15 protein-coding genes are annotated in these 18,243 nt (G+C 45.5%); 13 read left to right on the top strand and 2 right to left on the bottom strand.

Annotation, left to right across the window (positions count from 1 at the left end):
* Positions 1-186 precede the first annotated feature (186 nt).
* From AAE02nite_RS13415 to glgP, 10 genes are all read left to right on the top strand, one after another.
* On the top strand, positions 187-1,170 hold the full coding sequence (locus tag AAE02nite_RS13415; RefSeq protein WP_146898260.1) for a DUF2279 domain-containing protein: 984 nt from the start codon (positions 187-189) through the stop codon (positions 1,168-1,170).
* 129 nt (positions 1,171-1,299) lie between these two features.
* Positions 1,300-1,668, top strand: coding sequence for a hypothetical protein (locus tag AAE02nite_RS13410; RefSeq protein WP_146898259.1), 369 nt, complete (start codon positions 1,300-1,302; stop codon positions 1,666-1,668).
* 587 nt (positions 1,669-2,255) lie between these two features.
* Positions 2,256-2,657, top strand: a complete 402-nt coding sequence (locus tag AAE02nite_RS13405; RefSeq protein WP_146898258.1) for an HYC_CC_PP family protein — start codon at positions 2,256-2,258, stop codon at positions 2,655-2,657.
* Between the two features lie 324 nt (positions 2,658-2,981).
* Entirely contained in the window at positions 2,982-3,227 is a 246-nt protein-coding gene (locus AAE02nite_RS13400) for a heavy metal-binding domain-containing protein (RefSeq protein WP_146898257.1), read from the top strand.
* A 65-nt stretch (positions 3,228-3,292) separates the two neighbouring features.
* The gene (locus AAE02nite_RS13395; protein WP_146898256.1) at positions 3,293-4,570 is read left to right on the top strand and encodes an efflux RND transporter permease subunit; all 1,278 of its coding nucleotides are present in this window, start codon (positions 3,293-3,295) and stop codon (positions 4,568-4,570) included.
* Complete coding sequence (locus tag AAE02nite_RS13390; protein ID WP_146898255.1) at positions 4,563-6,455, top strand: efflux RND transporter permease subunit; 1,893 nt, start codon at positions 4,563-4,565, stop codon at positions 6,453-6,455. Before AAE02nite_RS13395 ends, AAE02nite_RS13390 begins: the two co-directional genes overlap by 8 nt.
* Positions 6,442-7,701, top strand: a complete 1,260-nt coding sequence (locus AAE02nite_RS13385; RefSeq protein WP_146898254.1) for a TolC family protein — start codon at positions 6,442-6,444, stop codon at positions 7,699-7,701. The genes AAE02nite_RS13390 and AAE02nite_RS13385 overlap by 14 nt, the downstream gene beginning before the upstream one ends.
* Positions 7,679-9,007 carry a heavy metal-binding domain-containing protein gene (locus AAE02nite_RS13380; RefSeq protein WP_146898253.1) on the top strand — a complete coding sequence of 443 codons (1,329 nt, stop codon included), beginning with the start codon at positions 7,679-7,681 and terminating at the stop codon, positions 9,005-9,007. The genes AAE02nite_RS13385 and AAE02nite_RS13380 overlap by 23 nt, the downstream gene beginning before the upstream one ends.
* A 35-nt stretch (positions 9,008-9,042) precedes the next feature.
* Positions 9,043-10,251, top strand: coding sequence for an efflux RND transporter periplasmic adaptor subunit (locus AAE02nite_RS13375; RefSeq protein WP_146898252.1), 1,209 nt, complete (start codon positions 9,043-9,045; stop codon positions 10,249-10,251).
* Positions 10,252-10,519: 268 nt separating this feature from the next.
* The gene (gene glgP, locus AAE02nite_RS13370; RefSeq protein WP_146898251.1) at positions 10,520-12,172 is read left to right on the top strand and encodes an alpha-glucan family phosphorylase; all 1,653 of its coding nucleotides are present in this window, start codon (positions 10,520-10,522) and stop codon (positions 12,170-12,172) included.
* 464 nt (positions 12,173-12,636) lie between these two features.
* Here glgP and AAE02nite_RS13365 read toward each other — a convergent pair whose 3' ends face one another.
* Positions 12,637-14,625: a monovalent cation:proton antiporter family protein gene (locus tag AAE02nite_RS13365; RefSeq protein ID WP_146898250.1), complete on the bottom strand. Its 1,989-nt coding sequence runs from the start codon at positions 14,623-14,625 to the stop codon at positions 12,637-12,639.
* 271 nt (positions 14,626-14,896) lie between these two features.
* On the opposite strand from AAE02nite_RS13365, the gene nudK reads away from it, so the two are divergent.
* Positions 14,897-15,484, top strand: a complete 588-nt coding sequence (gene nudK, locus AAE02nite_RS13360; protein ID WP_146898249.1) for a GDP-mannose pyrophosphatase NudK — start codon at positions 14,897-14,899, stop codon at positions 15,482-15,484.
* Positions 15,472-15,837, top strand: a complete 366-nt coding sequence (locus tag AAE02nite_RS13355; protein WP_146898248.1) for a DUF4406 domain-containing protein — start codon at positions 15,472-15,474, stop codon at positions 15,835-15,837. The genes nudK and AAE02nite_RS13355 overlap by 13 nt, the downstream gene beginning before the upstream one ends.
* 71 nt (positions 15,838-15,908) lie before the next feature.
* On the opposite strand, the gene AAE02nite_RS13350 is transcribed toward AAE02nite_RS13355, so the two are convergent.
* Positions 15,909-16,559: a 3-keto-disaccharide hydrolase gene (locus AAE02nite_RS13350; RefSeq protein WP_371863466.1), complete on the bottom strand. Its 651-nt coding sequence runs from the start codon at positions 16,557-16,559 to the stop codon at positions 15,909-15,911.
* Between the two features lie 494 nt (positions 16,560-17,053).
* On the opposite strand from AAE02nite_RS13350, the gene AAE02nite_RS13345 reads away from it, so the two are divergent.
* The gene (locus AAE02nite_RS13345; protein WP_146898247.1) at positions 17,054-17,920 is read left to right on the top strand and encodes a COG4315 family predicted lipoprotein; all 867 of its coding nucleotides are present in this window, start codon (positions 17,054-17,056) and stop codon (positions 17,918-17,920) included.
* Positions 17,921-18,243: the final 323 nt, after the last annotated feature.

Here is an 18,243-nt window from a genome sequence, read left to right as displayed (position 1 = left end):
ATTGTCTTGAACTATTCCTTTTAGAGTAATAGCCTTATTACATATAAACTTTCCGACGAAAAAACTAACCGAGATACAATCATTTAAATGGTAATTTTTCAACGTTGCTACTAATCAAAATAGTGCCACGTAATTTATAATTGTAAAATCTTTAACTTCAGCCAAATATTATAAAACTTCATTTTCTTGAAAAAACTTTTACTAACCGCCTTATTAGGCTGCCTGCTGAAAAACGCGCTGGCCCAACTTACCGGTAACCAGTCACCTGCTTCAAATCCGACAACAGCCGATTCAGCGGTGCTGCAAACGGACCAGTTTAATAAACAGACGCAAAATGGCCGAAAATGGCTGGCCGGCGGACTGGCGATTGCTGTCTTGGGAGGTTCCCTTTACCTCCTGACCAAATCTAATGACTACGTTTACGAGAAGAAATTTAAAACTGTAAACGATGGTGGCGCCTGGCGGCAAATGGATAAATCGGAGCATGCTTATCTGTCTTATACTACTACCCGTCTATTACACGGTTTAGGCAATTGGGCTGGTTTTTCGCCGCAACAATCGGTTATACTGGCCAGTACTGGTAGTTTGGCTTACCTAACCACCAAAGAATATTTAGACGGGCATTTTGCGATTCCTGGCACCGGTTGGAGTTGGATGGATATGGGCGCTAACTTATTAGGCACTACCCTGTTCGCCTCGCAGCAATTAGTTTGGCAGGAACAAAAAATTCAATTTAAATTTTCGGCACTTCCTAAAACCTACGAACCCGAATTAAACGCGCGGGCTAATATTTTATTCGGCAGCAGTAAACCCGAACGTGTTTTAAAAGATTATAATGCCCAAACTTATTGGTTAAGCTTCAATCTGAAAGCCTTCAGCCAAAGCCAAAACTTACCGCCATGGCTTAACCTGGCCGTAGGTTATGGCGCTAATAATTTGTTTGGGCCGCAAGAAAATATTGGTTACGCTAACGGCAAGGTGGCTTTTGACCGAACAGACCTGAAGCGTTACCGGCAATGGTATATTTCACCGGATATTGACCTGACCAAAATCAAAACCAACAGCCGCTTGGTTAAAACCTTATTTTTCGCCCTGAACGCTGTAAAAGTACCGCTGCCCACCTTAGAGTTTTCGGACCAGAAAGTAAAAGGCCATTGGCTGCATTTTTAAGTTGGAGTAATTTATATAAGTAATCCGAAACCATTGGCCATATTTTTTAGTATTACAAAACATAACAAGCTTTGTTGCGTATAAAATTAGCAATAACAAACTAATATACTTAGTAACAAAAGCAATATTATGAAAGTTAAGATAAATGAAAAACCTTTTTTGCCGGACGGTCGCCACGTAGTGCAAATTACTGAAGTAGAAGAAGGCAAAAGCGAAAATAAAGATATTCCGTTCTTTAACCTGCGTCTCGAAAACGGAGAAGGCTTTGTAAACCAACGCTTTTATTTAAGCGAACCAGGGCAACCCATTCTGGCAGGCTTTCTGAAAGCCGTAGGCATTGATAAACCGGAATTCGACACAAAAGAACTCAAAGGAAAATCTTTGTCGGTAGAAGTAGAAGAACGCACCTACGAAGATGCGGAGGGAAAAGAAAAAACCATTAAACAAGCCACCAACTTTCAGCCGGCCGGCAAGGCCGAAACCTCTAACCGTTTTTAACTATAGTATTCAGGAAAAAGGAGCAGTTGCTCCTTTTTCTTTTTCTGGCGAATGCCATCTGCGCCGCTATTTAATAATTTCTCCTACGGGAGGACCTCACCCTAAATCCCTCTCCTGAAAAAGGAGAGGGATTTTGATTACTCTTTCAGCCAGTGCAATAACGCTGTTTTATTTCTTAAGGAAGCTTATAAAGAGAATGGAAAAACTAATGCTGGTATTCCATAAGCAGTAATATAGGCCAAAGCAGTTTTACAGGAATTTACTGCCTTTAGTAATTTACTGTATCCGCTACAGGTAAACTAGAATATTTCTCCTGTTTGATAAATGCGTTTCCCTCGAAAAAAGCATTACCGGAACTCCCCTTCGCCTCAAGGAGAAGGGGTTGGGGGATGAGGCCCTCCTACTCTGCATTATATTAATTCATAATCCAAGGCCTACCCTAAATTAAATTTTGTAAGTTATTAACAAGATTTTATAACAGCTTTATCTGTTTATCTCCTACCTTTGTAAAACAAAACAGGTCCGGAATGTTAGAACTTATTAGTTTTACCAAGACCAAAATAGAATAAAATACGTTATTAATGGCAATGAAGGCGCTCCACCAATTCTTTCAACTCAGCTTAATTGTGGTCATTTCCCTGACCACCATGGGCTTTCGAGTGAACCTGGAGGAATGCCACGGCCATGAGGCGAAATATATTTCTTTCTTTGGCGGACCGGATTGCTGCTGCGATAAAGGAGACAAATCTAAGCCAAAAGAAAATACCTGCGGCGATTTAACCTGTGTGGTGCAGGCACAATATCAGAGTCAAACCAATCATAATACCTCTACAGATCAGGCGGACAAGGCTGTAAAAGCCAAAACGGCGCACCTCATTTATACCCAAATTATTCGTCCTGTACTGCAGGAACAAATTCCTCATTTTACCTTGCCACCTCCCCGCTCGGGCAGGTCTATCGGCATTCTACATCAAACTTTTATTATTTAATTTCTCCGCTTTCTTTTTAGCAGCAAACCTGTTCCCAGGTTTTGCCCGCTATGCCATTCTGGTATCTTACTTTTCCTGTAACTAATAGCCGTTGTCCTCCTATTTACCAGGAGTTCAGGCGTAAGTCTCACGCTGATTGCTTCAGCCATTAGCCTGATAAATCATCCAGGAAAACAGTAGTAACCAGCAACCAAAATTTTTACCTAAAAACCAGTTGATTTCTGTTTAAGAAATGGCTTTGCCGTGGCATGGCTTTTCTATCCGGCAGCATCGGCTATTATTCTACACTTATTTCTAACAACTTCTTTAAAACTTTATAATAAAATGAAAGCCAATATTTTGAATCTTCTATTTTTAGCTTTTAGTTTAACATTCTTCTCGGCTTGCGGTGGCGAGCAAAAGCAAAATACCGAGCAAACCGAAGTTAACCAGGAGCAGGCTGCTCTGTACACCTGCCCCATGCACCCGGAAGTTACCAGCGACAAGCCTGGTAAATGCCCGGAGTGCAAAATGAACCTGGAAAAAGTAGCCGACGCCGGCAGCCAGGAGCATGAAGGCCACGCCCATTAACAAACTTTAAATCAGAAATAACTAGCCCGGTTAGCAGTTGACCGGGTTAGTTTAAATGTATAAAGATGATTGGAAAATTAATTTCAATATCGCTCCGTAACCGGGTTATTGTATTGCTAATTGCTGCCGGCTTATTTGGCTGGGGCATTTATTCGGTGAGTACGAATAAAGTAGATGCCATTCCGGACCTTTCGGAAAATCAGGTTATTGTATTTACAGAGTGGATGGGGCGCAGCCCGCAAATTATAGAAGACCAGGTAACCTATCCGTTGGTTACAAATTTACAGGGTATGCCGCAGGTAAAATATGTGCGGGGTACCTCCATGTTCGGGATGAGCTTTATCTACGTTATTTTTGAAGACGATACCGATATTTACTGGGCTCGTGAACGCGTATTAGAGCGGTTAAATTACGCCAGCCGCTTATTACCCGAAGGCGCCATTCCCACCTTAGGACCAGACGGCACCGGAGTAGGGCACATATTGTGGTATACCCTGGATGCACCGGGTATGGACCTGGGCGAACAACGGGCTATTCAGGATTGGTACGTTAAATTCGCGCTCCAGAATGTCGCCGGAGTAAGCGAAATTGCTTCGTTTGGCGGATTTCAGAAACAATACCAGATTACCCTCGACCCAAATAAGCTCTCTTATTTTAACCTATCGGTACCCCAGGTAATTAATTCGGTCCGGACCAATAATAACGAAGGCGGTGGCCGCAAATTTGAACTGAGCGACATCGGCTATATTATTAAAACCACCGGCTATCTACAATCGATGGCCGATATAGAGAATATTCCGGTCCTTACGCAAAATTCTATTCCCATCCGGATAAAGGATGTGGCTACAGTACAAATGACCGGCGAAAGCCGCTTGGGAATATTTGATTTGAATGGCGAAGGCGAAGCTGTAGGTGGCATTGTGGTCATGCGGTATGGCGAAAACGCAGCCGAAGTAATCGAAAATGTAAAAGCCAAAATGCAGGAAGTTTCGGCTGGTTTACCCAAAGGCGTAAAGTTTAATATTGTATACGACCGCAGCGGGCTGATAAAGGAGTCGGTTGATTCGGTGCAAACAACCCTGGTAGAAGAAATGCTGGTGGCTTCGGTAGTGGTTTTTATTTTCCTCTTTCACTGGCGCAGCGCTTTGGTTATTATTATTCAACTGCCGCTGTCGGTGTGTATTGGTTTTATCCTGCTCAATGCCTTCGGTATTTCCTCTAATATTATGTCGCTTACCGGCATCGCCCTTTCTATTGGGGTAATTGTAGACGATGCCATTGTAATGGTAGAAAATGCTTACCGCCATTTAGCCGAGGCGCAAAATAATCCTAGCCATGAATAAAGAACAACGCTTAAACATAATCGAAAAAGCCGCTAAACAAGTTGGTCCCAGCGTGTTTTGGAGCACCATTATTGTGATTACCTCTTTTCTGCCGGTATTCTTGTTAACCGGTCAGGAAGGAAAATTATTCAGCCCGCTGGCCTGGACCAAAACTTTTATATTAATAGTTGATGCAATTGTAGCTATCACTTTGACACCGGTACTTATTTCCTATTTTGTAAAAGGCAAGCTTAAACCTGAGAGTAGTAACCCCATTAACCGGGGGTTGGAAAAAGTATACGGTCCTTTATTGCGGATTTGCTTAAAATGGCGCAAAACCACCATTGGCCTGAATTTGCTGGCATTAGCTATTAGCATTCCGATGTTGCTGCGCATGGGAAACGAGTTTATGCCCCCGCTGGACGAAAGTTCGATTTTATTTATGCCGGTTACTTTACCCGATATCTCCAATGCCGAAGCCAAACGGATTTTGCAGGTGCAGGATAAAATTATTATGTCGGTGCCGGAGGTAGACCAGGTGCTGGGCAAGGCGGGCCGGGCCAGTACGGCCACCGACAACTCGCCCATCAGCATGATTGAAACCATCATTTTGCTAAAGCCTCATTCTGAATGGCGCGCCGGCCTGACCAAAGCCGATATTATCCGAGAACTCGATGGCAAACTGCAGATACCAGGCGTTATCAATGGTTGGACACAACCTATTATCAACCGCATTAACATGCTGGCCACCGGCATCCGCACCGATGTAGGGGTTAAAATTTATGGCCAGCGACTGGATTCCATTGCCGCTGTTTCAGAAAAAGTAAGGGCCGCTTTGGGTGGTGTTCCGGGCGTTAAAGATTTGTACATCGAACCCGTAACCGGCGGCAAATACCTCGAAATTGATACCAGAAGAGAAGAATTAGGCCGATACGGACTTTCCGTAAATGATGTAAATAATATTGTAGAATCGGCACTGGGCGGCATTCCGATTGGAAACACCATTGAAGGACGGCAACGGTTTTCGATAAATGTGCGGCTGGCGCAGGAATATCGCAACAGCTTGGATAGAATCCGGCGCATTCCCATTTCTACCGGCACCAGCGGCACCATTCCACTTTCGGCGGTAGCCGATATAAATTTTGTGGATGGGCCGCCGATGCTCAGCTCCGAAAATGCCCACCTCCGGGGTGCCGTTTTGTTTAATGTGCGGGACCGGGATTTAGGCAGCACCGTACAGGAAGCCATTCAAACCCTGAATGCCTCACTCACCAACCTGCCCAATGGTTACCACCTGGAGTGGAGTGGTCAGTGGGAAAATCAGGTACGCGCCAACCAAACACTCAAAATAATCATTCCGCTGGTACTTGTAATTATTTTCCTGATTCTGTACTTCTCGTTCCATTCCTTTAAAGAGGCACTCTTAAACCTGATTACGATTCCGTTTGCTCTCGTGGGCGGGGTTTTTATTGTATACTTCTACGGCATCAATTTATCGGTAGCGGTGGCAGTTGGTTTTATTGCGTTGTTTGGGTTGGCCGTGGAAACGGCCATGGTAATGGTGGTTTATTTGAACGAAGCCATGAGTGATCTGGCCCGGGATAAGGGAAATACCGCTGCCACCATCACCAAAGCCGATATTCGGGAATACGTTTTCCGGGGCGCCGTTAAACGGCTGCGGCCTAAGATCATGACCGTTTCGGTGTCCTTGTTTGGTTTAATTCCGGTATTGTGGGCTACCGGCGTGGGTACCGATGTAATGCTGCCCATTGTATTGCCCATGATTGGTGGGGTATTTACTTCTTCCATTCACATATTACTCGTAACGCCGGTAGTTTTTGAGATGACGAAAGAATACGAATTAAGAAAATACGGCAAACTGGATATCTACGATGTTAAGCACTAAATTTAAATATATAATCCTATTCCTTATTCTGGGCTGTAGCCTCCAGGCGCAGGCGCAGGTTAAACCCCGGGTTTTAACCCTTGATAGTGTACTCCTGTATATCCATCATTATAACCTGATGCTAAAGGAGCACGATTTAGAAACACTGGCTATCGAGACTTCAGCCGAAGGCGCCAAGAGCTGGATGGCTCCCATGGTGGGCAGCGGCGTATTTATGGCGCCTTATCCGGGCCAGAACATCATGGATAGCCGCGATAAAGGCTCGTTTATGATTTCGGCCCAGCAGGATATTCCGAACCCGGCCAAGCTAAAAGCGAAAGAAAAATACCTGCAATCGAAAGCGGCTATTGAGGAAGAATCGCACGAGGTAATGTATAACCAATTTCGGGCGCAGGCCAAAACCGCTTACTACGGATGGGTGGTACAGGAAAAGAAGAAAGCCGTTTTAGAAGAGAGCCGCCGCATAATGGAGTTTATGCTGAAACTGGCTAAAGTGCGCTACCCCTTAAACCAAGGCACCCTCGGCAATATTTACAAAGCCGAAGCTCGCCTGCACGAAGTAGAAAATATGCTCTTAATGACTGACAGCGAAATCCAAATGAAAAATATTCAGTTAAACATGCTGATGAGTTTTCCGCCGGAAACCCGCTTTGCCATTGATACGCTGGTAAAAGTACCCGAGTTGGTTATCCTACCAGATACGGCTGCTTTAACCAGTCTCCGCAGCGATGTCCGGCAACTGGATCGCACCATCGAATCGATGCGGTTAAATCTGCAGTTGGAGAAGTTGGAGCGAAAGCCGGATTTCAGCCTCCGCTTCGATCACATGAAGCCCCGTACCGGCATGATGCCCCGGCAGTTTACCGCCATGGGTATGGTTTCTATTCCGATTGCGCCCTGGTCGGCCAGAATGTACAAGGCTAACAGCAAAGCCATGAACCTGGAGATACAAGCCATGCAACTGGGCCGGGCCAACCTGCTGAACGAAGCCAAAAGCATGATTAGCCAAATGGCCTTGGAGTTTAGTACCAAAAAGACCCAGGTAAGCAATTATCAAAATAAAATATTGCCAGCCCTGAATAAAAATTACCAGACTACGCTCCTGCGTTACGAACAAAACACGGCCGATCTGCCCCAGGTTGTAGATGCCTGGGAAGCCTTGAATATGGCCCAAATGGAGTACCTGAACAACCTGGAACAATTGTACCTGATTGGTGTGAATTATGAAAAAGAACTTGAGAAATAGAATATTCCGGCTGCTGTTTTTGTTTCTGCCGCTGGCCCTGGTTAGTTGCCGGGAGAACCACCCGGACCATGCCGAAACCGGCACCACTTATACCTGTCCGATGCACCCGCAAATAGTAAAAGACGAGCCCGGCTCCTGCCCTATCTGCGGTATGGATTTGGTACCGCAACGCAGAGAGGCTACCGAGGCTGCTACTGTTGCCGGCGATTTAAATTACCTGCTACAACCCACGAACCAGACGGTTATTGCGAATATAAAAACCATAACCCCTGTAACCAAGGAGGTAAACAGTGAAATTACGTTCCCCGGCATTATTACCTACGATACACGGCGGCAATATACCATTCCGGCCCGTTTCGGCGGCCGCATCGAAAAGCTTTACGTGCAATTTAACTACCAGCCGGTACGTAAAGGCCAGAAATTATATGACATTTACAGCCCGGATTTAATCACGGCCCAGAACGAATTAATTTATCTTTTGGAGCACGATGCGCAGAATACGGACCTTATCCGGGCTGCAAAACAGAAACTGCAATACCTGGGCGCTACGGAAGCCCAAATAAGCCAGATTAGCCGCCAGCGCGAGGCAAACTACACTTTTCCGGTTTACAGCCCATATAACGGCTACGTCGTAGACCCCACGGTTACCACACCCCCCACTTATACGGCCGTTAATGGTAATAACGGTGCTGGTTCGGGCGGTATGGCTGATATGAGCAGCGCCGCAACCGGCAGCAATATTAGTTCAGCGCCTCCTGCCCCGGCCACACCTGGTTTTTCGGTGCGCGAAGGTATGTACGTAACCGCGGGGCAAACTTTATTCCGGGTAGTAAATGCGGACGAAGTATGGGCCGAGTTTAACGTCAGCAGTACGGCAGCGGCAAACCTGAAAAAAGGCACCCCGGTTACTTTATTCTTTAATCAGCTACCAGAGACAAATATTAAAACCCGAATTCACCTGGTACAGCCTTTTTACGAAGCCGGTGAAAGCTTTGCCCAGGTAAGAGTTTTATTGCCTACGCAGCATAACAGCGCCTTGGTTGGCCAACTGGTTACGGGTAAAATAGCCATGGCCACTGATTCAGCCCTATGGGTGCCAAAATCTGCTGTCCTGGATCTGGGCTCCTCGTCCGTCGTTTTCCGGAAGCTAAACGGGGTCTTTCAACCCATAGAAATAATCGTGGGCAAGCGTTCCGATGACCTGGTAGAAGTACAAAAAGGCCTGGACATCCAAACCGAAATTGCCGCCAACGCCCAGTTCCTGGTGGATAGCGAAAGCTTTATCCGGGTAGCAGATAACAGGTAAGCGTCTATTTACAGAAGATTATATTTTTCATACTGATGAAATATTTAACAAAAATTTTACTGGTATTCACCTTGGCGCTAACCGCCTTTGCCTGCCAGGAAACCCATAACCACACCAATGTCGAAACCGGAACCACTTACACCTGCCCGATGCACCCGCAGATTGTAGAGAACCAGCCCGGCTCCTGTCCGGTTTGCGGCATGGACCTGGTGCCAGTCAGCAAGCCCAAGGCTACTGCCAAAGACACGAACAATACCCTGGTGCTGAGCGATAGCCAAATAAAGTTAGGCAACATCACCATCCAACCCGTGCAAACCGGCCAAATTGCCGCTAACACCATTCTCACCGGCCGCCTGGTGCCCGACGAGACCCAGGTAGACCTCATCAGCAGCCGGGCCGCCGGCCGGATTGAAAAACTGTATGTAAAGGAAACAGGTGTTCCCATCCGGAAAGGCCAGCCCCTATACGATTTATACAGCGAAGATCTTTTAACCCTGGAACGGGAATATTTATTAACCCTGGAACAATACCAGAATTTTGGTCAGCAGGAAACCCGCTATGCCTCTTTCCTGGAAGCAGCCCGGCAAAAATTGAGGTTATTTGGCTTAACCGAAGGTCAGATTAGCCGGCTTTCTAAGTCGAAGCGACCGGATGCCCGCATAACCTTTCTTTCCCCGCGTCCCGGTATTGTAACCGAAATAGCCGCGGCTGAGGGTATTTATGTGCCCGAGGGCGGTTTACTCTACCGGCTAACCAATCTGAATAAATTATGGGTAGAAGCTGAACTCTACGCTGGTGAAGCCCTGGCCGTAAAGACCGGCGATAAAATTCAGGTTTCCGTACCGGGTATTGCTCCCCAGATCGCAAGAGTTTCTTTCGTTAACCCGGAGTTCCGGCAAAACAGTCAGGTGGTAATAATGCGGGCCGAAATGCCCAACCCAAAAGGAAATCTGCTGCCGGGTATGCCCGCCACCATTACCTTAACCAGCGCTTCCGGAAAAGAGATTATTCTGCCGCAGGAAGCGGTCATCCGGGAGCAGCAAGGGGCGCATGTGTGGCTAAAAAGAGGGAAGAATACTTTTCAGCCCCGGATGGTTACTACCGGCGAAGCGGGTACAAATAATATTTCTATCCAAAGCGGTTTGAGCCTCGGCGATACTGTGGTGGTTACCGGAGCTTACCTGCTTTACAGCGAACACGTGTTAAAAAACGGCAACGATCTGATGGCCTCGCACCAACACTAAAGGCCGAAATCCGTATTTATCGCCTGTTGGCCTTTTCTTTTGGTAGAAATACGGTAAGCATTTACCGTAAATATTCGGGCAATCCGTTAAAATATTGCTCCAGGTAAATTTTATTCTGAATATATTAGGCCGACAAATTGCCAGGTTTAAAGAAAAATAGCAGCCGTATGGGCCCAGGGCCGGTACGGCATAATATTTCATTTTGTCCGGGCAGACCATGAACAGGAATTAATACAAGGTTTAAATATTCATAATTTAAAACGTCTCTATGTCAGAATACAACAAATGGTATCACCCCTATGATATAAACCCGAAGTATACCGAGCGGGTCGCTTACTTTAGTATGGAGTTTGGCATTCACCAGGCCCTGAAAATATACTCTGGTGGTTTAGGTTACCTGGCTGGTTCGCACATGCGCAGCGCGTACGATTTGCGCCAGAACATGATTGGCATTGGGATGCTCTGGAAATTTGGTTACTACGACCAGGTGCGCAACGACGACAACACCATGCGGGTCCAGTTCTCCGATAAATATTATACCTTTTTGGAAGATTCCGGCATTGTGGTACCGGTTATTATACACGGCAATACCGTTTGGGTAAAGGCCCTGGTCTTGAAGCCCGAAATCTTCGGCACCGTGCCGGTTTACCTGCTCACGACCGATATTCCGGAAAACGATTACCTGAGCCAAACCATTTCGCACATGTTATACGATCCCGAGCCGGCTGCCCGGATTGCGCAAAGCATGGTGCTGGGGATTGGCGGCGCTAAAGTAGTAGAAGCGCTGGGTGGCGCGGCGCGTTACCACATGAACGAAGCACACGCCCTGCCTCTGGCGTTTTATTTATACGCGAAAAACCACCACCTGGCGGAAGTAAAAGAGCAACTGATATTTACCACGCACACCCCCGAAAAAGCCGGCAACGAAGAGCACGACATTCTGCTATTAAATAAAATGACCTTTTTTGGTGATATTCACCTGGATGAAGTGCGGTTTATTACCGGTATGCACGGCCAGATGTTCAGCCATACCTTAGCCGCCCTGCGGCTGGCGCGCATAGCCAACGGGGTTTCGCAATTGCACGGCGAGGTATCGCGCGATATGTGGGCCGGGAACGATGGTATCTGCGAAATTAAAGCCATTACAAATGCCCAGAATGTACCTTTCTGGCGCGATGAGGCCTTGTACGGAGCTTTTGAACAGAACAACGACGAAGCCCTGGTGCGGCGCAAAGCCGAAATGAAGAAACCACTTTTTGAGATGGTAGCCGACCAGACGGGTAAGTTGTTTAAAACCGATGTATTAACCATTGTATGGGCCCGACGGTTTGCCGGTTATAAACGAGCCGACCTGCTCTTACGCGATCTGCACCATTTTTTCAATTTAATTAACCGCGAAGGCCAACCCGTTCAGGTAATCTGGGCCGGTAAGCCTTATCCTTTCGACATGGGCGCTATTGAAGTATTTAACAAGCTGGTAAAGCTGTCTTATAAGAGAAATAATTTTGCTGTTTTAACCGGGTACGAAATAGAACTTTCGCGCAAACTAAAACAGGGCGCCGATATATGGTTGAATACGCCCCGCCGCCCCCGCGAAGCCTCCGGCACCAGTGGTATGACCGCTGCTATGAACGGCGCCATTAACTTTACGGTGCAGGATGGCTGGATTCCGGAATTTGGCCGTCACGGTGAAAACAGTTTCCTCTTCCCGATTGTAGATACCTCTTTACCGGAATACGAGCAAGACGAGCAGGATTACGCCAACATGATGCAAATACTGGAGCAGGAAATTATCCCGGCTTACTACCAGAACCGGAAAAAGTGGGTACAGATTATGAAGCAAAGTATGCGGGATGTTGCCCCTATGTTTGGAGCCGACCGTATGGCCGATGAATATTATACCAATCTTTACCAGGAATAAAAATCCGAACGGAGCAATTGTTAAAATAATATCTATAAACAAAAATGGGCAAATAATTCTTGCCTGTTTTTGTTTATAGCATCTGGCTTACGGATAATAATATTTCTTCGGGTTGTGGCAAAGCGGCATTTTGCCAATGGCCAGTACGTCTTTTGTTAGATAATGGCGTAGCATACCATAGCAACATCACTTTTTAATAATATTCGATTTATTCAGGACTTTCGCAAAATTATCCAAAGTCCCCCTTCGGAGGGGGCAAGGGGGAGGATTTACAATGTTAGAAAAACCATTTTGCAAAAGTCCTATTATTATTACTTATTCCAAATAGATTTTAGAACCAGATGAAACCCAAAAACGGAAAAGAGCTTTTACAACTTAAAATTCACAATTTTTAATTTATAATTTCGCGAAGCACCAGTATAAGTTTGGCACCTATATATTTGTACCGGAAGTTCACAGCAAAATTATTCCCGAAGGAGGTTGTCGAAGCGGCTGATGTCGGCTGGTTTGCCGGCCACATATACCACATCACCTTGCAGCAAAAAGGTCTCCGCATCAATATTATGAATCGTCTGGCCTTCGCGGTTTATTCCTACAATGGTTATGCTAAACCGCTGCCGGAGGTTTGCCTCGCGCAGTGGTTTATTTACAATATTGCTGCCGGAGGTAAATATTTTTAAGCTGGCTATTTCAAAATCCGGCAACTCAATATCGTAGTGGCCCAGAGATTGTTTACGGCCGTTTAGCGTACGGAGCATCTGGTAATTATCAGCCCGGATACTATTGGTAAAAGCTTCTATCTGGTCACGGGGCTGCAGGTACTTCGCCAGCACCCGGGTAAATATTTCGATGGAGGTTTCGAATTCTTCCGGCACCACTTCATCAGCGCCCAGGTGATAATTTTCAGCCATCTCCAGCACAAAACGCGTGCGTACGATTATATGCACCTTATCAGTAATCTGCCGGATGCCCGAAAGAATGCGCTTGGTAGCCGCCGGATCCGAAACCGCAATAACTACCACCCGCGCTTTCTGAATATTTACATGGTGTAAAATCATATGGTGCATGGCATCGCCATACACAATGGGTTCGCCAAAGCGGCGCTCCCGCCGAACGGTAATGGCATCTAATTCCACAATCACGTAAGGTATGCGGGCGTATCGGGCAGCTTTGGCAACGTTGCGCCCGTTAATGCCATATCCAATAATTACCACATGATCATCGAGGTGGTGCAACGGGTCATTGTCGGGCTGGTTATCTCCGGCGTGTGCCAAGTGCGGCTGTGCACCTAACAACTTACTTAAGCCGGAGGCGATGGGCTGGTATTTATTAATTACGAACGGCGTAAAGGCCATGGTTAACAAAGACACCGATAAAAAATACTGGTAAACTTCAGGGGTTAATAAGCCATATTTGATACCAGTTTTAGACAAAATAAAAGCAAACTCGCCAACCTGAAAAATGGCCAACCCCACCATCAACGAGGTGCGCAGCGGGTATCGTAATATTTTAGCGGCTATCGTAGCCACAAATGTTTTTACTAAAATAATCAGGAGGGTCAGACCCAGAATATAAGGCAGGTGCTCCAGCATAAAAGAAGCATCCAGGAGCATACCAATCGACACAAAGAAAAAGCTGCTGAATAACTCGCGGAAAGGAATAATATTGCTGGTGGCCTGGTGGCTGTACTCCGATTCCGATATAATCAAGCCCGCCATAAAAGCTCCCAGCGCCAGAGATAACCCCAGTCTGGAGGTAAGCCAGGCCACCGCAAAACAAATAACTACTACGCTTAAAATAAATAATTCGCGACTTTTGGTTTGAGCCACCTGGTAAAGCAAACGCGGTACCACGTAGCGGGCGCTCAGCAATACAAAAACAATTACCAGTACACCTTTCAGCAGCATCAATAACAAGGCTTGGGCAATATTTTGGGTGCCACCGGCCATAAGCGGCGCTACCAGCATCATGGGCACCACAATTATATCCTGAAAGATAAGAATAGCGAGCACAATTTTCCCGTGCGGGCTGTTTAGCTCATCTTTATCTTGCAAGAGTTTGAGTACGATAGCCGTGCTGCTGAGCGAAAAAAGAAAACCAATGAAAATAGCCTGCGGCAAAGCCATGCCGGCCGTATTTAATAGTACGGTAACCAGAAGAATGGTTAGAAAAACCTGTACGGCGCCACCCACAAAAACGGTACGTTTAATAAGAAACAGGTTATGCAGCGAGAACTCCATGCCAATAATAAAGAGCAGCAGAATGACCCCTATTTCAGCCAAAACTTCTATCTGGTGGGTATCCGGAATAATGCCAAAACCGTGCGGGCCCGTAATAACGCCTGTAGCTAAGAAACCCAGAATTGTAGGAAACCGGAACCGCTGAAACAGCATAATTACCAGCACGGCCAGCCCTAATACGACTATAATATCGGTAAGCAAGGGAATTTCCATGAACAGAATATATTATAGGAGAAAAGCTTTGTTGCGCTGGTTGGCTAAAAAATCTAGTATATTCAAGTTTTATCGGGCTTAATAGTAGAATAAATCCGGATAAAATTTCTAATATAAACTTACAAAATATTAAGCCAGGTAGCTTTATTTTTTATTTCTGTTTTGTATAGTAAGTGATATATTTTTATTTAGGTTCAGCCCACTTTGTGCAACCTCTCATTTAAATAAATACTCTTGTTCTAAAAGTAGCTTGTATTTAAACACTTAATTCATGAATGAAAAAATAAAAATTAATAAGACCGAGGTTCTTTCGGATAATTGGTACACACTCCGGAAAGTTACCTTTGATTATTTGCAAAAAAATGGTACCTGGCAGACCCAAAGCCGGGAAGCTTACGACCGCGGCAACGGAGCCACTATTTTGCTTTATAACAAAGCACAGAAAACCGTAATCTTAACCCGCCAATTCCGGCTACCTTCTTTTATTAACGGCAACCCAACCGGTATGCTGATAGAGGCTTGTGCCGGGCTTTTGGATAGGGATAATGCCGAAGATTGTATTAAAAAAGAAACCGAAGAAGAAACGGGCTATAAAATATCGCAGGTGCAAAAAATATTCGAAGCTTACATGTCGCCGGGTTCTGTAACCGAGATCCTATATTTTTTTGTGGCCGAATACGCGCGCGAAATGCAGGTAAGCAAAGGTGGCGGGCTGGCCGAAGAACAGGAAAATATTGAAGTGCTGGAGCTTGATTTTGAAACCGCTTACAACCTGATTGCGACCGGTGAAATTAAAGACGGCAAAACCATTATGCTGCTGCAGTACGTTAAAATAAACAACCTTTTATGCCAGAACTAACCCATCCTTTGCTCATACTGGTTGCCGGCCCATACCGCTCCGGCACTAACGACGACCCGGATTTGATTGGGCAAAATGTAGCTTTAATGGAAAAAATGGCGCTAGAAATTTATAGGGCCGGCCACTTACCGGTTTTAGGCGAATGGTTTGCTTTGCCCTTAATCCACACGGCCGGTTCCACCCAAATAGGCGATACCATCTGGAATGAATTATTCCATCCGGTGGCCATCCGGCTGATTAGTAAATGCGATGCCATCCTAAGAATTGGCGGACCTTCGGGCGGAGCCGACGAAATGGTTAGAATTGGCCAGGAAAAAGGCAAAAGAATATTGTTCAGCCTCGAGGAACTCTAAGCAATTCCAAACCCTGATGCATCATTTAATACGCAGGAGCCGGAACCTTCGTGGCTTAATCTTTAGCTTTCTTAATCTGTTAACTTCTTTATCGGCGTTAATAAAACTTTCCGAAACTCTACTTCGGCGCCTTCGGCCTGCAAAGCAATCTGACCCTGGCTGACGGTTGCGTCAAAACCATAATTAACCATATCGTTGTTTAACCACACTTTAATGGTGTTGCCCACGCACTCAATAGTCATGGCGTTCCACTCGCCCAGCGGCTTTTCCGAGCCATCCGTCAGGTTGGGAATGCGCCGCAGTTTATCGCCGTTAACGCCCCATTTTTCTTTAGGCCCGCGGCGTTTTTCCATATCCGGCACCACAATATCTTCCTGAATACACCAAAAATCGCCGGCGTTCTGGTGCATCATTTGTACTTCTATCGATTTCGGAAACATTTCGTACAAAGCCCGCGGGGTAGATGCGTGCACCAGCGCCCCGCAATTGCCGGGTTTACCGGCAAACCGATACTCCAGTTCGAGGCGGTAGTTCTGGTAACTGGCATCGGTAATTAAATGGCCGCCGGGCGTTCCTAAACTAACCAGCAAACCATCGCGCACAATAAACGGACTTTTTACCTCCGGATTATTATCCATTTTGGGTACATCGGCGTGCCAGCCGGTTAAATCTTTCCCGTTAAACAAGCTTTTTGATTTAGCTTTCTGCAGCGGGTGAACCATGTCTGTCCTTATGTTCTCCGGACCATTAAACGACAGTAAAGCAATGGCAAGCCAAAAAGATAAAATAAGCTGATACATCATGTTTTAAGCTCGAAAAAGGTGGTGTTATAAAAATTTACTTGGAGAACCTGGTGGTTTGCCTGGCAAAAAAGTTGTGTTTCCGCCTACTTTTTCTTCTTAACCCGGGACCGAATTACGAATAAAAAAATAATAAGCAGCGCAATTATAATAGCAGGTTTCATAGAATAAGCTTAGGAGATAAAGCCGCCGACGCGGAACATTACCAAGGTAAAAGAAAATTCATTCAGATTATAATATTGTCAGAAATAATTGACTTGACTCTGTCTCCTGGAAATACATATCAGAACAAAAAAAATTTAAGCCGAGGCAACCATTCCGCTATTCCATCCGACCTGTAGTTGAGCTCAACTAATATTATCCCCTGTTTTAAAATCGAAGTTTTAAACCAAAAAAGTCACCTAGCCCAAAACATTATGAAAAAGATATTTCAGTACAGTTTTAAATTACTGTTACCCGCGCTCCTGCTTTTTGCCTGGAGTTGCGACGACGACAATGAAGCCGGTGTTACAAAAGAGATAAAACTGCAAACCAGTGCTACTCTCGGCAATTACCTGGTTGATAAAGATGGTCGTACCCTTTACTACTTCTCGAACGATTTTAATGGTCAGAATAACTGCGCCGGCGGCTGCGAAGCACTTTGGCCTTATTTTAATGTAGAGAATTTAACAGCCGACCAGTTGGGCGATGGCCTAGAACTATCGGATTTTGGTACCATAACGGCAGCTAACGGCAAAAAACAAGTAACCTATAAAACCTGGCCGCTCTATTATTATGCGCCGGCGGTTAATGGTGTAAACACCCTGGAAGCGCCCGGACAAACCACTGGTGAGGGCGTGGGTGGTATTTGGTTTGTGGCCAAACCCGATTATTCTATTATGCTGGTAAATGCCCAGTTGGTAGGGCACGATGGCAAAAACTATAAATCTAATTATACCGAAGGCACTGGTAAAACCTTATACTTTACCGATGGAATGGGCCAAACCTTGTATGGTTTTATCAACGATAAGTTTAATAAGAATAACTATACCAACCAGAATGCTACGCACGATGCCGTGTGGCCCATTTACGAAACCGACCAGATAGTAGTGCCTTCTACTCTGGACAAAAATTCATTCAGCGTTATCACGATTTTCGGTAAAAAACAATTAACCTATAAAGGCTGGCCACTCTATTATTTTCAGCAGGATGCCGGTGTAAGGGGTGCCAACAAAGGCATTAGCTTCCCAAGAGCCGGTGTTTGGCCCGTAATTACAAAAGACATTACCGCCGCGCCGCAATAAATTATGCTTGATACGAAAAGATAAATTGCCGCCGCAAAAAGCAAAATATTAATAGCAACGGAAAAGGTATATTGTTTGGATGGCTTAAACTGAAAGATGATAGTGCTACACAACCATGTAGAGCACGAACCAGGCAATCTTATACTTGTACTTCCCTGCTGTAACAAAAGAACATAAATAAAGGAATTACAGAATTATAAGGTCATGTGGCGTTGCTAAAATGGCTATGAGTTACGGAATAAGCTGCATTATTTGCAAAACCGGTACAAGAGTTATTTCGGCTACGCCACAAGACCCAGTATTTTCTTAAGGACTTACGCCAG

The sequence above is a fragment of the Adhaeribacter aerolatus genome, from assembly GCF_007991635.1.
Taxonomy (GTDB): Bacteria; Bacteroidota; Bacteroidia; order Cytophagales; family Hymenobacteraceae; genus Adhaeribacter; species Adhaeribacter aerolatus.
This window is presented reverse-complemented; position numbering and strand designations above follow the sequence as displayed.

What these genes read in the sequence shown, in the direction of transcription:
- AAE02nite_RS13410 (WP_146898259.1), top strand. Translation starts at nt 1,300, where the DNA reads ATGAAAGTTAAGATAAATGAAAAACCTTTTTTGCCGGACGGTCGCCAC.
- AAE02nite_RS13405 (WP_146898258.1), top strand. Translation starts at nt 2,256, where the DNA reads ATGAAGGCGCTCCACCAATTCTTTCAACTCAGCTTAATTGTGGTCATT.
- AAE02nite_RS13400 (WP_146898257.1), top strand. Translation starts at nt 2,982, where the DNA reads ATGAAAGCCAATATTTTGAATCTTCTATTTTTAGCTTTTAGTTTAACA.
- AAE02nite_RS13395 (WP_146898256.1), top strand. Translation starts at nt 3,293, where the DNA reads ATGATTGGAAAATTAATTTCAATATCGCTCCGTAACCGGGTTATTGTA.
- AAE02nite_RS13390 (WP_146898255.1), top strand. Translation starts at nt 4,563, where the DNA reads ATGAATAAAGAACAACGCTTAAACATAATCGAAAAAGCCGCTAAACAA.
- AAE02nite_RS13385 (WP_146898254.1), top strand. Translation starts at nt 6,442, where the DNA reads ATGTTAAGCACTAAATTTAAATATATAATCCTATTCCTTATTCTGGGC.
- AAE02nite_RS13380 (WP_146898253.1), top strand. Translation starts at nt 7,679, where the DNA reads ATGAAAAAGAACTTGAGAAATAGAATATTCCGGCTGCTGTTTTTGTTT.
- AAE02nite_RS13375 (WP_146898252.1), top strand. Translation starts at nt 9,043, where the DNA reads ATGAAATATTTAACAAAAATTTTACTGGTATTCACCTTGGCGCTAACC.
- glgP (WP_146898251.1), top strand. Translation starts at nt 10,520, where the DNA reads ATGTCAGAATACAACAAATGGTATCACCCCTATGATATAAACCCGAAG.
- AAE02nite_RS13365 (WP_146898250.1), bottom strand. Translation starts at nt 14,625, where the DNA reads ATGGAAATTCCCTTGCTTACCGATATTATAGTCGTATTAGGGCTGGCC.
- nudK (WP_146898249.1), top strand. Translation starts at nt 14,897, where the DNA reads ATGAATGAAAAAATAAAAATTAATAAGACCGAGGTTCTTTCGGATAAT.
- AAE02nite_RS13355 (WP_146898248.1), top strand. Translation starts at nt 15,472, where the DNA reads ATGCCAGAACTAACCCATCCTTTGCTCATACTGGTTGCCGGCCCATAC.
- AAE02nite_RS13350 (WP_371863466.1), bottom strand. Translation starts at nt 16,559, where the DNA reads ATGGTTCACCCGCTGCAGAAAGCTAAATCAAAAAGCTTGTTTAACGGG.
- AAE02nite_RS13345 (WP_146898247.1), top strand. Translation starts at nt 17,054, where the DNA reads ATGAAAAAGATATTTCAGTACAGTTTTAAATTACTGTTACCCGCGCTC.